The sequence below is a fragment of the Streptomyces sp. VRA16 Mangrove soil genome (genome assembly GCF_017377775.1).
In the GTDB taxonomy this organism is placed as follows: domain Bacteria; phylum Actinomycetota; class Actinomycetes; order Streptomycetales; family Streptomycetaceae; genus Streptomyces.
Window position 1 is genome coordinate 65,040 of sequence record NZ_JAFVLN010000018.1, and the last position, 13,420, is coordinate 78,459.

The 13,420-nt window shown below is 69.7% G+C and carries 13 protein-coding genes and 1 pseudogene; 8 read left to right on the plus strand and 6 right to left on the minus strand.

Features of this window, described 5'->3' with window-relative positions; translation table 11 throughout:
• The first annotated feature begins 40 nt into the window (after window positions 1-40).
• Window positions 41-1,939: a PQQ-binding-like beta-propeller repeat protein gene (locus J3486_RS35450; RefSeq protein ID WP_207827907.1), complete on the plus strand. Its 1,899-nt coding sequence runs from the start codon at window positions 41-43 to the stop codon at window positions 1,937-1,939.
• A gap of 267 nt (window positions 1,940-2,206) precedes the next feature.
• Window positions 2,207-2,911 carry a LuxR C-terminal-related transcriptional regulator gene (locus tag J3486_RS35455; protein ID WP_207827908.1) on the plus strand — a complete coding sequence of 235 codons (705 nt, stop codon included), beginning with the start codon at window positions 2,207-2,209 and terminating at the stop codon, window positions 2,909-2,911.
• A 179-nt stretch (window positions 2,912-3,090) separates the two neighbouring features.
• Here J3486_RS35455 and J3486_RS44480 read toward each other — a convergent pair whose 3' ends face one another.
• Both J3486_RS44480 and J3486_RS35465 read right to left on the minus strand, forming a co-directional pair.
• Window positions 3,091-3,423, minus strand: a complete 333-nt coding sequence (locus J3486_RS44480; protein WP_229379131.1) for a DUF397 domain-containing protein — start codon at window positions 3,421-3,423, stop codon at window positions 3,091-3,093.
• A gap of 8 nt (window positions 3,424-3,431) precedes the next feature.
• Window positions 3,432-4,283, minus strand: a complete 852-nt coding sequence (locus J3486_RS35465; protein WP_207827909.1) for a helix-turn-helix transcriptional regulator — start codon at window positions 4,281-4,283, stop codon at window positions 3,432-3,434.
• Window positions 4,284-4,504: 221 nt separating this feature from the next.
• On the opposite strand from J3486_RS35465, the gene J3486_RS35470 reads away from it, so the two are divergent.
• Together J3486_RS35470 and J3486_RS35475 are read left to right on the plus strand one after the other, a co-directional pair.
• Window positions 4,505-4,924: an ATP-binding protein gene (locus tag J3486_RS35470; protein ID WP_207827910.1), complete on the plus strand. Its 420-nt coding sequence runs from the start codon at window positions 4,505-4,507 to the stop codon at window positions 4,922-4,924.
• Window positions 4,924-5,831: pseudogene (locus J3486_RS35475) on the plus strand (hypothetical protein). The gene J3486_RS35470 and the pseudogene J3486_RS35475 overlap by 1 nt, the downstream one beginning before the upstream one ends.
• Before the next feature lie 58 nt (window positions 5,832-5,889).
• Here J3486_RS35475 and J3486_RS35480 read toward each other — a convergent pair.
• Both J3486_RS35480 and J3486_RS35485 read right to left on the minus strand, forming a co-directional pair.
• Window positions 5,890-6,168: a hypothetical protein gene (locus tag J3486_RS35480; protein WP_207827911.1), complete on the minus strand. Its 279-nt coding sequence runs from the start codon at window positions 6,166-6,168 to the stop codon at window positions 5,890-5,892.
• Window positions 6,169-6,186: 18 nt separating this feature from the next.
• A complete protein-coding gene (locus J3486_RS35485; protein ID WP_207827912.1) occupies window positions 6,187-7,869 on the minus strand; it encodes a sodium:solute symporter family protein in 1,683 nt (560 codons plus the stop codon).
• 241 nt (window positions 7,870-8,110) lie between these two features.
• Between J3486_RS35485 and galT the strand changes: the two genes are divergently transcribed.
• From galT to galK, 3 genes are read left to right on the plus strand one after another with little or no spacing between them, the layout of a single operon-like run.
• A complete protein-coding gene (gene galT, locus J3486_RS35490; RefSeq protein WP_207827913.1) occupies window positions 8,111-9,175 on the plus strand; it encodes a galactose-1-phosphate uridylyltransferase in 1,065 nt (354 codons plus the stop codon).
• Window positions 9,175-10,140, plus strand: coding sequence for a UDP-glucose 4-epimerase GalE (gene galE / locus J3486_RS35495; protein ID WP_207827914.1), 966 nt, complete (start codon window positions 9,175-9,177; stop codon window positions 10,138-10,140). Before galT ends, galE begins: the two co-directional genes overlap by 1 nt.
• A 13-nt stretch (window positions 10,141-10,153) precedes the next feature.
• Window positions 10,154-11,317, plus strand: coding sequence for a galactokinase (gene galK / locus J3486_RS35500; protein ID WP_207827915.1), 1,164 nt, complete (start codon window positions 10,154-10,156; stop codon window positions 11,315-11,317).
• Between the two features lie 4 nt (window positions 11,318-11,321).
• On the opposite strand, the gene J3486_RS35505 is transcribed toward galK, so the two are convergent.
• Window positions 11,322-11,777 carry an N-acetyltransferase gene (locus J3486_RS35505; RefSeq protein WP_207827916.1) on the minus strand — a complete coding sequence of 152 codons (456 nt, stop codon included), beginning with the start codon at window positions 11,775-11,777 and terminating at the stop codon, window positions 11,322-11,324.
• A gap of 252 nt (window positions 11,778-12,029) precedes the next feature.
• Here J3486_RS35505 and J3486_RS35510 point away from each other — a divergent pair, with 252 nt between their 5' ends.
• Entirely contained in the window at window positions 12,030-12,779 is a 750-nt protein-coding gene (locus J3486_RS35510; protein WP_207827917.1) for a response regulator transcription factor, read from the plus strand.
• 112 nt (window positions 12,780-12,891) lie between these two features.
• Here J3486_RS35510 and J3486_RS35515 read toward each other — a convergent pair whose 3' ends face one another.
• Window positions 12,892-13,389: a MarR family winged helix-turn-helix transcriptional regulator gene (locus tag J3486_RS35515; RefSeq protein WP_207827918.1), complete on the minus strand. Its 498-nt coding sequence runs from the start codon at window positions 13,387-13,389 to the stop codon at window positions 12,892-12,894.
• Window positions 13,390-13,420: the final 31 nt, after the last annotated feature.

Consider the following 13,420-nt stretch of genomic DNA (forward strand, 5'->3'; position numbering starts at 1 on the left):
CCCCCCGCTCCGCTCAAGGTCACCCGAGGAACCCACTGCCATGACGCAGCCGCCCCAGCAGCCGCCGCAGCCGCCCGCGCAGCCGCCGAACGAGCCGCCGCAGAACGACCCGTTCCGCAAGGCGCAGCCGCAGGCCACCCCGCCCGCGGCACCTCCCGCGGCGCCGCCCGCCGGTGGTTTCGGCGCGCCCACGCCGCCCCCGCCCGGTGGTTTCGGCGCCCCGACCCCGCCGCCGCAGCAGGACGCGCCCGGCTACGGCTACCCGCAGACGCCGCCCGCGCCCGCCGCGCCCCCGCAGGGCCCGCCGCCCGCGCAGGGTTACGGCTACCCGGGCCAGCCGCCGGCCGCGCAGCCGCAGAATCCATACGGCCAGCAGCCGCCGCAGTACGGCCAGCAGCCCCCGCAGTACGGGCAGCAGCCGCAGTACGGCTACCCGCAGCAGCCGCCCACCGCGCCGATGCCCCAGCAGGCCACCGGTTCCGGGCGGCAGGGCTCGCCGATCGTCTGGATCGTCACGGCCGCGGTCGTGGTCATCGCGCTGATCGTCGGCGGCGGCATCTGGTACGCGTCCTCCTCGGGCGACTCCGACGACAAGCCGAACGTCAGCACCGCCGGTCCCACCGGCGGCTCCGGCGGTGACACGGGCGGCTCGGGCGGCACCGGCGGCATCGACGGCAAGGGCCAGGAGAAGGTCCCGGCGAACACCTCCGCCGAGGTCGCCTTCCAGCTGCCCGCGCCCAAGGTCGCCAAGGACCAGGTGGACAGCGTCGCGGGCTCCTGGCTGACCGACAAGACGTACGCCAAGGCGGGCGTCAACGAGATCGTCGGTTACGACCCGGCGACCGGCAAGAAGACGTGGACGCTGCCGCTGCCGGGCCAGACCTGCGGCGCCACGAAGGACGTCACCAAGGACGCGTACGCGGCCGTCGTCAGCGAGGACGCCAAGCGCCCCAAGGACGGCCGGCACCAGAACTGCTCGCAGATCACCCTCTTCGACGTGAACACCGGCAAGAAGGTGTGGACGAAGAGCGTCGGCTCGGGCGAGGAGGCCGTCCCGTTCGAGGAGCTGGTCTTCTCCGGCGACACCCTCGCCGCGGGCGGCGGGCTGCGCGGCGGCGCCGCGTTCGACATCAAGACCGGCAAGATCCTGTGGCAGCCGCAGACCGGCAACTGCGAGGACGTCGGTTACGCCGGCGGCGCGCAGCTGGCCGCCGTCCGCAAGTGCGGCGACTACGGCAACGAGAAGTACGAGGTCCAGCTCCTGGACCCGAAGAACGGCCGCCCCAAGTGGACGTACAAGCTCGCGACCGGCATCGACAACGCCAAGGTCTTCTCCACCGACCCGGTCGTCTTCGGCATCGGAACGGGTGACAACTCGGCGGGCACCGTCACCGACATCTTCTCGATGGACGACGCCGGCAAGCTGATCACCAAGATCTCCATCGACGACGAGAAGTACGACTTCGACTGCGAGGTCGGCCGGATCGACGGCTGCCAGAAGATCGTCGTCGGCAACGGCCGCGTCTACCTGGCCACCCGCCAGCACGACGGCAGCGGCACCTCCGGCCAGACCAACGAGATCGTCTCCTACGACCTCAAGTCCGGGCAGACCACGGGCGACCGGGCCGACGGCGGCGACTACGAGATCTTCCCGTTCCGGATGGACGGCGGGAACATCCTCGGCTACAAGGACGGCCCGTACGACAAGGGCAGCCAGATCGTCTCGATCGACCCCAAGTCGATGAAGCAGACGACCCTTCTGGAGACCCCCGCGACCCAGCAGGTCAAGGACGCGATCAGCGGCATGGTCGTCGGCAGCACCGGCTCCGAACTGCGGTACTCGGGCGGCCGGATGTTCCTGGGCAAGTCCCTGATCAGTGAGCCGTACTCGGCGGACGAGAAGGAGTACACGGCGATCGGCTTCGTCGCAGGCGGCTGACCGATCCGCTGCGCCGTGACGGCCCCGCACCCCTGATCAAAAAGGGGCGCGGGGCCGTCCCTTTTTGCGCTGTCGCACCCCCAATCCCCCCTGAAAGGCTGTGATTTCAGCATTGCGGGCCGCTTCTGACCGGTAGGGGGCGCGCAACGTCGAACAAGCGTGTAGCTTCCGGGGGATGAAGAAGGACGGGGAGTCGGGGGGCTCGCCTGTCCGTGGGGGGCCCAGGGGACACATGCTGCTTCTGGGGCGAACTGGGGGGTTGGCTCGATGGGAGTGCGGCTCATGGTGGTCGACGACCACCGACTGCTCGCCGAGGCGCTCGCCTCGGCCCTGAAGTTGCGAGGGCATCGTGTCCTCGCCGCGGCAGCGCCCGCCGCGGGGGCTGCCGAACTGGTCATCTCCCGCGCTCCGGAGGTCTGCCTCCTGGGCACGGCGACCCCGGCGGAGCCGGGCACGTTCGACCCGGTGGTCCGTATCAAACGGGAGCGTCCGCAGGTGGCGGTGGTGGTTCTCGGCCCGGTCCCGTCCCCGCGCGGCATCGCCGCGGCGTTCGCGGCGGGCGCCTCCGGCTATGTCCGCCACGACGAGCGCATCGAGGGGGTGGAGCGCGCCCTGATGAAGGCCCGCGCGGGCGAGGCGGCGGTGGCTCCGGCCCTGCTCCAGGGCGCGTTCAGCGAGTTGTTGAATCCCGCCGCGCAACCCGACGACGAGGGCCAGCGCCTGCTCCAGATGCTGACGCCCCGTGAGGTCGAGGTGCTGGTCAGGGTCGCGGACGGCGAGGACACCCGGCTGATCGCGGCCGGCATGGGCATCGCCCCCTCGACGGCCCGCACCCACGTCCAGCGGGTCCTGATGAAACTCGGCGTCGGCTCCCGGCTGGAGGCCGCGGCACTGGCGGCCCGCACGGGCCTGCTCGACCGCGCGGGCCCGATCCCGGCCGACACTCCGGGCTCGCCAGAACCGGAATCATGAGCTACAGTTGATCTTGCGCTCGACACCGCAATTCGCGGTACCGGGCACTGCGTTGGTGGTCCAAGGAAAGACGCCCCGCTTCCTGCGGGGAAATGCAGGTGCAAGGCCTGCCCGGCGCTCAGATGGTCCGAAGTCCCGTCCCGCTTCCGCGGGGCGGGACTTCGGCGTTACGGAGGCGGTCAGACCAGGTGGTCGAACTCGCCCGCCCGCACGCCCAGTACGAAGGCGCGCCACTTCTTGCGGGTGGTGGTGACGGTGGCCTCCGGCGCTACGGCCGTGCGCAGGTGCACCAGGTCGCCGTTCGGGGTGACGGTGACGCGATCGGGGGCGCGGTCCGTTTTCAGGGCGTCGAGGAGGTGGGCCAACAGGGCTGTGTCGAGGGCGAGTTCCTCGGCGGGGGTGTCGCTTTCGCGTAGGCGTATGCGGTGGCCGGGGGCGGGGGCCAGCTCGACGCAGTCGTTGCCTTCGCCGCCGCCGGAGAAGGACGACTTCTGCCACGGGACGGTGGTCATGTTCGGCCTCACAGTTCCTTGGTCAACTGGTGGATGAAGTCGCGTGACTTGGACGCGTCGAGCGATGCACCTTCCACCTTACGGAAGAGCGTTCGAAAGTGGGCCAGTTGGGCCTCGGCATCGATGAACGCCGTGCCGTGGGGCGCGTCTCTGATGACGGTGTCCAGGCGGGGTACCGCCCCGCCCAGATGGACCATCGAGGCACCAGCCCCGGCGAACCCGTCCAAGTGCAGGGGGATGACCCGCACTGTCACGTGGTCCGCGTCCGAGGCGTCGAGCACGCGCAGCAACTGAGCGCGGGTCGCGTCGCGATCGCCTACGCGGATGCGGAGCGCCGCCTCGTGGATCACGGCCTTGTAGGGCACGGGAGCGGGGGTTTCCAGGACGATGCCCCGGCGCATTCGGTGCTCCACCCAGAGTTCGAGTTCGCTCTGGGGGAGCTCGGGGGTCATGTACGAGAACAGAGCCCGGGCGTAGGTCTCGGTCTGGAGCAAGCCGGGCACATGGATGACGGCCACGTCGTGCCGGAACGTCGCGCAGTGGTCCAACTCGGAGAGGTCAAGGAACGGGGCGGGGAGCGTGCCCCTGTACTCCTCCCACCACCCGTGCGTGCGCTCGGTCGCCATGGCCACGAGTGCGTCGATCAGCGCTTCGTCCGCACAGGCGTAGTTGGCGGCAAGTCGGCGGACGCGCTCCTCGCTGACACCCGAGACACCGGATTCGATCTGGCTCATCTGTACGGAGTCGGCCCCGAGCAGTGCGGCCGCCTCCTTCGCCTTGAGGCCCGCCGCCTCGCGCAGCCTGCGCAGTTCGACGCCGAGGCGGATCTGCCGCGCCGTGGGGTTGCGCCTCGTCGCCATGTGCCAACTCGCCCTCTGGAGTGCCTCGTTCGGGTGTCAGGTTACGCGACTGACTTGCCGCACCTTAATTTTCAGGCGTACCGTCGGTGACGCGCCGCAAACGCAGCGAAACCGGGGCCCCGGAAGCGCACCGCGCCGTCCTGCCAGGGCGGCCGCGACACTGCCACCGCCCGATCCTATTCGCCGCGCTCCAACTCCCGTACTGACCAACGGAGTTACTCATGCCGCAGCACAACCTTTCCGAGTCCGCGCCCTGGGAGTACACCCTGTACTTCCCGAACGACCCCAGAGCCGTCACGGTCGCCCGGCACACCCTGCGCCTCGTCCTCACCCTCCACGGCCCACCCCGCCTCACCGACCTCGCGGAGCTGCTGGCCACGGAGCTGGTCACCAACGCCGTACGCCATACCAAGGGACCGGCCGCGCTGCGGCTGCGCTGGAGCGACGGGGTGCTCCGGATCGGCGTGTGGGACGCGGACCCGAAACCGCCCGCCCCGCCGCTCTTCGCCCCGCCCGACGCGGAGGCGGGCCGAGGACTGGACCTCGTACGGGCCTGCGCCGACGGCTGGGGCTGGCATCCGCTGGCGGACAGCGGGGATCGCGGCAAGCTGGTCTGGTGCGAACTGGGGGCGGCAGCCTGATGGTCAGCTCGCCGCACGAGACGATGCACCACTTCTTCCGCAAAGAGACGGCCATGATGGTGCGCAACTTCCAGCGCCTGTTCCATCTGCCGTTCCCCGAGGTCCGCGACATCGCGGTGCTCAATACGGACCTGACCGAGGTGACCCCGGTCGAGAGGCGCGTCGACACCCTGATGCGGGTGGACACCGACGAGGGCAACTACCTCTTCGCGTACGAGTCCCAGGGCAAGCGCGACGATTCCAAGCGCGGGAGCTGGGCGTACTACTTGGCCTATCTGTACGCGAAGTACGGAATCGAGCCCGTGCTGATCGTCCTGACCCAGAGCAGGTCCACGGCCCGCTGGGCGGCGCAGCCGATCCGGCTCGGGCTGAGGGAGTGGCCGTCGCTGATGGTCCGGCCCCTTGTCCTGGGGCCGGACAACGTTCCGAGGATCACCGATGAGAAGCAAGCCATGGAGGACCCTTCGCTGGCGGCGTTCTCGGCGATTGTTCATGGCCGGGGCAAGGACGCCGCTGCGATACTGGAACCGCTCGCAGCCGCACTGAGGACGATTGAGGGCGACAGCGCCGGGATGCTCGCGCAGTTCGTGGACACGGGCCTGGTCAATCCCCAGGCGAAGCAGATCTGGAGGGCCTGATGTCCGAGGTGAGCTACTTCTTCCGGCACCCCGTGGCGGAGAAGGTGCGGGAGGAAGGCCGGGAAGAGGGCCGGGAGGAGGGCCGCGAGGAAGGGCGCATCGCGGACCGTGCCGAGATGACCCTCCGCATCCTCGAATGGCGCGGCCTCGCCGTCCCCGACGCCGTGCGCGACCGCGTCCTCGCCTGCGTCGACGGAGAGCAGCTCACCGTCTGGGCCGAGCGGGCCGTGCATGTGGCGGACGCCAAGGAGCTGTTCGGGTCGGCGTGAGGGGAAGGGCCGGAGTCCCCCGTCGGTGAACGGGGAGCTCCGGCCCTGGAGGCGCGGGTTACGCGTCCTCGTCCGGGGTCGGCGGAGCCGTCGGCCGGAGCTTCAGCCACACCAGGAAGAACAGGCCGAGGATCAGCATCCCGAGGCCCGTCCAGAGGTTGATGTTGATGTTCTCGGCCTTCTTGAGGTCGGCGTCCGAGGCCGTGAGGCCGGCGATCGTGACGATCACGCCGTAGACGACGAACAGGCCGCCGATGATGCGCCGGATGTCGAAGAGCCGGGCCGCGGTCGCGGACTTGCTCTCCAGGTCGGAGACTTCCTTCTGCAGGTCAGACATGAGAGATCGAGCCTCCGATCAGAGGGAGTAGGGGAGGTAGCAGAGCGCGGCGAGGACGATGGCGCCCCAGCCGAGCAGGGCCGGCCTGCGGTACCAGGCCTCGTCGCCCTCGGCGGGCGGCTCCTCGATGCCGGGGGCCGTCGTGCCGTAGACCAGACCGGCGAGCTCCGCCTCCGGCTTGGGGGCGGTGAAGAGGGTGACCACGACCATGACGGCCGCGCCGGCGACGAAGCCGACGATCGCCGAGACGAAGTTGGCGCCCTGGTCGGTCGGGATGTCGATGATCCCGCCCTTGTAGATCCAGAAGTAGTTGAGCATCGCCGCCGTCGTGCCCGCGAGCAGGCCCCAGACACCGGACTTCATCGACGCGCGCTTCCAGAACATGCCGATGATGAAGACCACGAACATCGGGACGTTGAAGAAGGAGAACAGGGTCTGGAGGTACCCCATGATGTTCGAGAACGACGACGCGATGAAGGCCGTGCCGATGGAGAGGACGACGCCGATCGCCGTGATCGCGCGGCCGAACTTCAGGTAGTAGCCGTCGGGCTTGTCGGTCTTCACGTACTTGGCCCAGATGTCGTACGTGAACACCGTGTTGAAGGACGAGACGTTGGCCGCCATGCCCGCCATGAAGGCCGCCAGGAGACCGGTCACCGCGATGCCGAGGACACCGTTCGGGAGCAGCTCCTGCATCAGGTACGGGATCGCGTCGTTGTAGGTCAGGTCCGAGCCCGTCATACCGATCTTCGGGACGAGGACGGCCGCGACCATGCCCGGGATCATCACCAGGAAGACGATGAAGATCTTGGGGAACGCGGCGATGAGGGGCGTCCGCTGGGCGGCGCTCAGGTTCTTCGCGGACAGGGCGCGCTGCACCTCGGCGAAGTTCGTCGTCCAGTAGCCGAAGGACAGGACGAAGCCCAGGCCCAGGATGATCGTCAGCCAGTTCGCGCCGAGCGGGTTGGCCTGGCCGATGCCCGTGCCGCCCCATGCGGACAGGAAGTTGTCGCCGTGCGCGTGCTTGAGGGAGTCGGTCATGCCGCCCCAGCCGCCGACGCGCTTGAGGCCGATGATGCAGATCGGTATGAGGGCCGCCAGGATCACGAAGAACTGGAGGACCTCGTTGTAGATCGCCGAGGAGAGGCCGCCGATCGTGATGTAGGCCAGGACGAAGACGCCCGCCACCACGATGGCCACCCACTGCGGCCAGCCGAGGAGCGCCTCGACGACGATCGACAGGGCGTAGAGGTTCACGCCCGCGATGAGGATCGCCGCGAAGGCGAACAGGACCGAGCTCAGCAGGTGCGCCGACTTGTCGAAGCGCTGGAGCAGGAACTCCGGCACCGAGCGGACCTTCGAGCGGTAGTAGAAGGGCATCATCACGAGGCCCAGGAAGACCATCGCGGGGATGGCGCCGATCCAGTACCAGTGGACGACCGCGACGCCGTACTGCGCGCCGGTCGCCGCCATGCCCAGGATCTCGGTCGCGCCCAGGTTGGCGGCGACGAAGGCGAGGCCGGTCACCCACGCGGGCAGGGAACGGCCGGAGAGGAAGAAGTCGAGGCTGGTCTTCACCGAGCGGCGGGCCGCGAAGCCGATGCCGAGCACGACGACGAAGTAGATCGCGAGGATCGCGTAGTCGAGGCCGTTGGTGGGCAGCCGTAGCCCTGCCGCGAGCGTGATTGTGGGGGACTGCATGAGTACTCGCTTCGTTGCGCGAACTTTCGAACTGAAACAGTCCGGAACCTACGCCTCCGACTTCAATAAGTGAACAGTTCGAGTGGGGTTCTTTGTTTGATTGTGATCGAGGACTCGCGGTGAAGTGACCAGGGCCGCACAGAAAGTGCTCAGGCGCCGTCCCTTGACTGCCCTGTTGGCTTATGCTTTGTTGTGTTCGGTTCTGTTTGTTTGTTGGTTGGTGCGATGAGGAGCATCGGACGTGAAGAAGACGTCGACCCGGCTCGCCGACGGTCGTGAGCTGATCTATTACGACTCGCGGGACGACGTGGTGCGCGACGCTGCCGACCGGCGCCCCCTCGACCGCACCGTCACCACGTCGGAGATCCGCCGCGACCCGCTGCTCGGCGACTCCGTCGCCATCGCCTCGCACCGGCAGGGCCGCACCTACCACCCGCCGGCCGACGAGTGCCCGCTGTGCCCCTCCGAGGGTGAGCGGCTGAGCGAGATCCCCGACTCCTCGTACGACGTCGTGGTCTTCGAGAACCGCTTCCCCTCGCTCGCCGGTGACTCGGGCCGCTGCGAGGTCGTCTGCTTCACCTCCGACCACGACAAGTCCTTCGCCGACCTCACCGAGGAGCAGGCCGGGCTGGTCCTGGAGGCCTGGACCGACCGCACCGCCGAGCTGTCCCACCTCGACTCCGTCGAGCAGGTCTTCTGCTTCGAGAACCGCGGGGCCGAGATCGGCGTCACCCTCGGCCACCCGCACGGCCAGATCTACGGCTACCCCTTCACCACCCCCCGCACCGCCCTCATGCTGCGCTCGGCCGGGCAGTACAAGGAGCAGACCGGGGGCTCGAACCTCTTCGCCGACACCGTCGCGAAGGAGACCGAGGAGGGCACCCGGGTCGTCCTGGAGGGTGAACACTGGGTGGCCTTCGTCCCGTACGCCGCCCACTGGCCGTACGAGGTGCACCTCTACCCGAAGCGGCAGGTCCCGGACCTGCTGGCGCTCGACGACGACGCGCGCACAGAGTTCCCCAAGATTTATCTGGAACTGTTGAGGCGCTTCGACCGGATCTTCGGCGACGACCAGCCGGTGACGCCGTACATCGCGGCCTGGCACCAGGCCCCGTTCGGTTCGCTGGACGAGTTCGAGGGAGTCACCCGTGACGACTTCGCGCTCCACCTGGAGCTTTTCACCATTCGTCGGACGTCCGGCAAGCTGAAGTTCCTCGCGGGTTCCGAGTCCGGTATGAGCGTCTTCATCAACGACGTGCCGCCGGAGGCCGCGGCCGAGCGACTGCGAGAGGTAGCGAGCAAGTAATGGGTAAGTACCTGGTGACCGGCGGCGCCGGTTACGTCGGCAGTGTCGTCGCGCAGCACCTGCTGGAGGCCGGCCACGACGTCACCGTCCTCGACAACCTCTCCACCGGTTTCCGCGAGGGCGTGCCCGCCGGGGCCACCTTCATCGAGGGCGACATCCGCGACGCGGGCAAGTGGCTCGACTCCTCCTATGGGGCGGTCCTGCACTTCGCCGCGTTCTCGCAGGTCGGCGAGTCCGTCGTGAAGCCCGAGAAGTACTGGGACAACAACGTCGGCGGCACCATGGAACTGCTCGCCGCGATGCGCACGGCCGGGGTCAGGAAGCTCGTCTTCTCCTCCACCGCAGCCACGTACGGCGAGCCGGTCAACACCCCGATCACCGAGACCGACCCGACCGCGCCCACGTCTCCGTACGGCGCCTCGAAGCTCGCCGTCGACCACATGATCACCGGTGAGGCGCACGCCCATGGCCTCGCCGCCGTCTCGCTGCGCTACTTCAACGTCGCGGGTGCCTACGGCGCGTGCGGCGAGCGGCACGACCCCGAGTCGCACCTCATCCCGCTGGTCCTCCAGGTCGCCCAGGGCCGCCGCGAGGCCATCTCGGTCTACGGCGACGACTACCCGACCCCGGACGGCACCTGCGTCCGCGACTACATCCACGTCGCCGACCTCGCCGAGGCGCACCTGCTCGCCGTCGAGGCCGCCCGCCCGGCCGAGCACCTCATCTGCAACCTCGGCAACGGGAACGGCTTCTCGGTCCGTGAGGTCATCGAGACCGTCCGCCAGGTCACGGGCCACCCGATCCCCGAGGTCGTCGCCCCGCGCCGCGGCGGCGACCCGGCCGTCCTGGTCGCCTCCGCAGCCACCGCGCGCGAGCGCCTCGGCTGGAACCCGTCCCGCGCGGACCTCGCGGGAATCGTCGCCGACGCCTGGGCCTTCGCCCAGGCGCGCCAGCAGGAGAAGTAGAGGACCTCGCCGCATGTCCATCGCCGCGCAGTTCAGTGATCTGTACGGGTACGAGCCCGCCGGAGTGTGGGCGGCCCCCGGCCGCGTCAACCTCATCGGGGAGTACACCGACTTCAACGAGGGCTTCGTGCTGCCCCTCGCGCTGCCGCACACCGCCGTGGCGGCCGTGGCCAGGCGCGACGACGGGGTGCTGCGCCTGCACTCCGCCGACATCGACGCCCCGGTCGCCGAACTGCGCGTCGAGGACCTGGTGCCCCTGTCGAAGTACGGGCAGGGCGGCTGGGCCGCCTACCCGGCCGGCGTCGTCTGGGCGCTGCGCGACGCGGGGCACGCCGTCACCGGCGCGGACATCCACCTCGCCTCCACGGTGCCGACCGGCGCGGGCCTGTCCTCGTCCGCGGCCCTGGAGGTCGTGACCGCGTACGCGCTCAACGACCTGTTCGAACTCGGCCTGTCCACGCAGGAGTTGGCGGTCCTCTCACAGCGCGCCGAGAACGTCTTCGTCGGTGTCCCGTGCGGCGTCATGGACCAGATGGCGTCCGCGTGCTCCGAGGAGGGCCACGCGCTGCACCTCGACTGCCGCGACCTGTCGATCCGTCAGATCCCGTTCGACCTCGCCGCCGAGGGCCTCCAGCTGCTCGTCGTCGACACCCGCGTCAAGCACGAGCTGGGCGACGGGGCGTACGCGGAGCGCCGCGCCGGCTGCGAGGAGGGCGCCCGCGTCCTCGGCGTCTCGCACCTGCGCGATGTCGAGTTCGATGAACTCGACGACTCCGTACGGAAGTTGGAGGCGGCGGGGGCCGACGAGAAGGTCGTCCGCTACGTCCGGCACGTCGTCTCCGACGACCACCGCGTGGAGCGGGTCATCGAACTGCTCGCCGCCGGTGACGTCCGCGGCATCGGCCCTGTCCTCAACGAGGGCCATGTCTCGCTCCGCGACGACCTGCGGATCTCCTGCGACGAGCTGGACCTGGTCGTCGCCACGGCACAGACCGCGGGCGCGGTCGGCGCGCGGATGACGGGCGGCGGCTTCGGCGGCTCGGCCGTGGTCCTGGTCGAGGCCGACGACGCGGACGCGGTGACGAAGGCGGTGCTCACGGCGTTCGAGGGCGCCGGGTACACGGCGCCGCGCGTCTTCCCGGCGGTGCCCTCGGCGGGGGCGCGCAAACTCGGCTGAGTCTCTACCGCAGTTTCTTGGTGAGCGTGAACTCCTTGATCCCCGGCGGATAGTCGGGGATCACCGCCACCACTTCGTATCCGTGCTGCCGGTAGAAACCGGGCGCCTGAAAGTCCCAGGTCTCCAGGCGGGAGCCGGTGCAGCCGTGCTCCTCGACCGCGATGCGCTCCGCCTGCGCGAGGAGCCGGGAGCCGAGGCCCGCGCCGCGGTGCCGGTCGGCCACCCAGAGCACGTCCACATGCAGCCAGTGCGCCCAGGTGTGCGCGTCGAGGCCGCCGGCCAGCGTGCCGTCCGCCTCCAACGCCCAGACCTGCAACGGAGTTTCGCGCTCGGCCGGCGTCCCCCGCAGTGCGCGGAGCGCCGGGGACGCCGCCGTGTTGGTGTCCCTCAGCAGCGAGCGCAGCAGGAGTCCGCGGTCCTTGTCGACTTCTGTCTCCATGCGAAACATGAGCCTCACCATAAACGCGCTGGACAGTCGCCCGTCGGTCAAGAGTCCACCAGTTCTGTGAATTGGCTTCCCCTCGGGGCCCGCAGCCCTACTCTGAGGACAGCACCGGTGGGGGCCGGTGTTGATCAGGGGGCGAGACAGCCGGGTACGACGCCCGGAGTGGGGGTAGCAGTTTTGGCACGGCGGCGGCCGTGCGGCTGCGGTGACCTGTAACTCCGGGCGCCGTACCTGCGTTGGTCGTCCTCCGACCAGTGGGGGTTTTCAGTGGTTCGTATTCGGGTTCTGGTCGTCGATGACCATCGCATCTTCGCCGAGTCCCTCGCCGCGGCGCTCGCCGCCGAGCCGGACGTCGACGTGTCGGCCGCGGGCAGTGGCCCCGCCGCCCTGCGCTGCCTTGACCGGGCGGCCGCCGAGGGGCGCAGATTCGATGTGCTGCTGGTCGACGCGGACCTGGGTGCGGCGTCCCTGCAGGGCATGCGCCCGCCGACGGTGGTGCCGGACGGCGCCGCCAAGGACGGCCTGGTCGACGGCATCTCCCTTGTCGCGGGCGTCCGTTCGGGTCAGCCCGCGGTCCGTACGGTGGTCCTCGCCGAGCGCGACGACCCGCGCCGGGCGGCGCTCGCGCTGCAGGCCGGGGCCTCGGGCTGGGTCGCCAAGGACTGTTCCCTGTCGCGGCTGCTCACGGTCATACGGGGTGTGCTGCGGGACGAGACGCATCTGCCTCCGGCGCTGCTCACGGGCGTGCTGCGCGAGCTGACCGCGGCCCGTAAGCACCGCACCGAGTCGGAGCGGCTGGTCGAGTCGCTCACGCCCCGGGAGCGCGAGGTGCTGCGCTGCATGGTGGCAGGTCTCGGCCGCAAGGCCGTCGCCGAGCGCCTGTTCCTGTCCCCGCACACCGTGCGGACCCATATGCAGAACGTGCTGGGGAAGCTCGGGGTGCACTCGACGCTGGCCGCGGTCGCGCTCGCGCGGCGGGCCGGGGTCGGGCCTGTGGACCTTGAGGCCGCCAGCTGAGACTGACCCGCTTGACCGTCTGCCGAGTGCGGTTGATGGGCGGCTGTGGCTTCGGTGGGGGCTGGTCGCGCAGTTCCCCGCACCCGGCGACGAACCGTCGAAGCTACGGCGGTCAGCCGGGAATGTTGTCGAACGGCGCCGTCAACTGCCGCAGCAGCGATGCGAGTTCGGCACGCTCACCCTTGCTCAGCTCGGAGAGAATGGCTCGTTCCTGGTCGAGCAGGCCCGCGAGGGCCTGGTCGGCACGGTCCCGGCCGACCTCGGTCAGCCGGACCAGGACACCGCGCCGGTCGCTGGGATCGGGCAGCCGCTCCACCAGGCCCTTTTTGGCCAGGCGGTCGATGCGGTTGGTCATCGTGCCGGACGTCACCAGCGTCTGCGTCAGCAGCTGACCCGGGGAGAGCTGGTACGGCTCGCCCGCGCGGCGCAGCGACGTCAGGACGTCGAACTCCCACGGCTCCAGCTCGTGCTCGGAGAACGCGAGGCGGCGGGCACGGTCGAGATGACGTGCGAGTCTGCTGACCCGACTGAGCACCTCAAGGGGCTCCACGTCGAGGTCGGGGCGCTCTCGGCGCCACGCTGCGACCAGTCGGTCGACCTCGTCCTCCATGACGATCAGTGTAGGGGGTGTGTCGACATGA

What these genes read in the sequence shown, in the direction of transcription:
- J3486_RS35515 (WP_207827918.1), bottom strand. Translation starts at nt 13,389, where the DNA reads ATGGAGGACGAGGTCGACCGACTGGTCGCAGCGTGGCGCCGAGAGCGC.
- J3486_RS44480 (WP_229379131.1), bottom strand. Translation starts at nt 3,423, where the DNA reads ATGACCACCGTCCCGTGGCAGAAGTCGTCCTTCTCCGGCGGCGGCGAA.
- galE (WP_207827914.1), top strand. Translation starts at nt 9,175, where the DNA reads ATGGGTAAGTACCTGGTGACCGGCGGCGCCGGTTACGTCGGCAGTGTC.
- J3486_RS35450 (WP_207827907.1), top strand. Translation starts at nt 41, where the DNA reads ATGACGCAGCCGCCCCAGCAGCCGCCGCAGCCGCCCGCGCAGCCGCCG.
- J3486_RS35505 (WP_207827916.1), bottom strand. Translation starts at nt 11,777, where the DNA reads ATGGTGAGGCTCATGTTTCGCATGGAGACAGAAGTCGACAAGGACCGC.
- J3486_RS35480 (WP_207827911.1), bottom strand. Translation starts at nt 6,168, where the DNA reads ATGTCTGACCTGCAGAAGGAAGTCTCCGACCTGGAGAGCAAGTCCGCG.
- galK (WP_207827915.1), top strand. Translation starts at nt 10,154, where the DNA reads ATGTCCATCGCCGCGCAGTTCAGTGATCTGTACGGGTACGAGCCCGCC.
- J3486_RS35455 (WP_207827908.1), top strand. Translation starts at nt 2,207, where the DNA reads ATGGGAGTGCGGCTCATGGTGGTCGACGACCACCGACTGCTCGCCGAG.
- J3486_RS35485 (WP_207827912.1), bottom strand. Translation starts at nt 7,869, where the DNA reads ATGCAGTCCCCCACAATCACGCTCGCGGCAGGGCTACGGCTGCCCACC.
- J3486_RS35465 (WP_207827909.1), bottom strand. Translation starts at nt 4,283, where the DNA reads ATGGCGACGAGGCGCAACCCCACGGCGCGGCAGATCCGCCTCGGCGTC.
- J3486_RS35470 (WP_207827910.1), top strand. Translation starts at nt 4,505, where the DNA reads ATGCCGCAGCACAACCTTTCCGAGTCCGCGCCCTGGGAGTACACCCTG.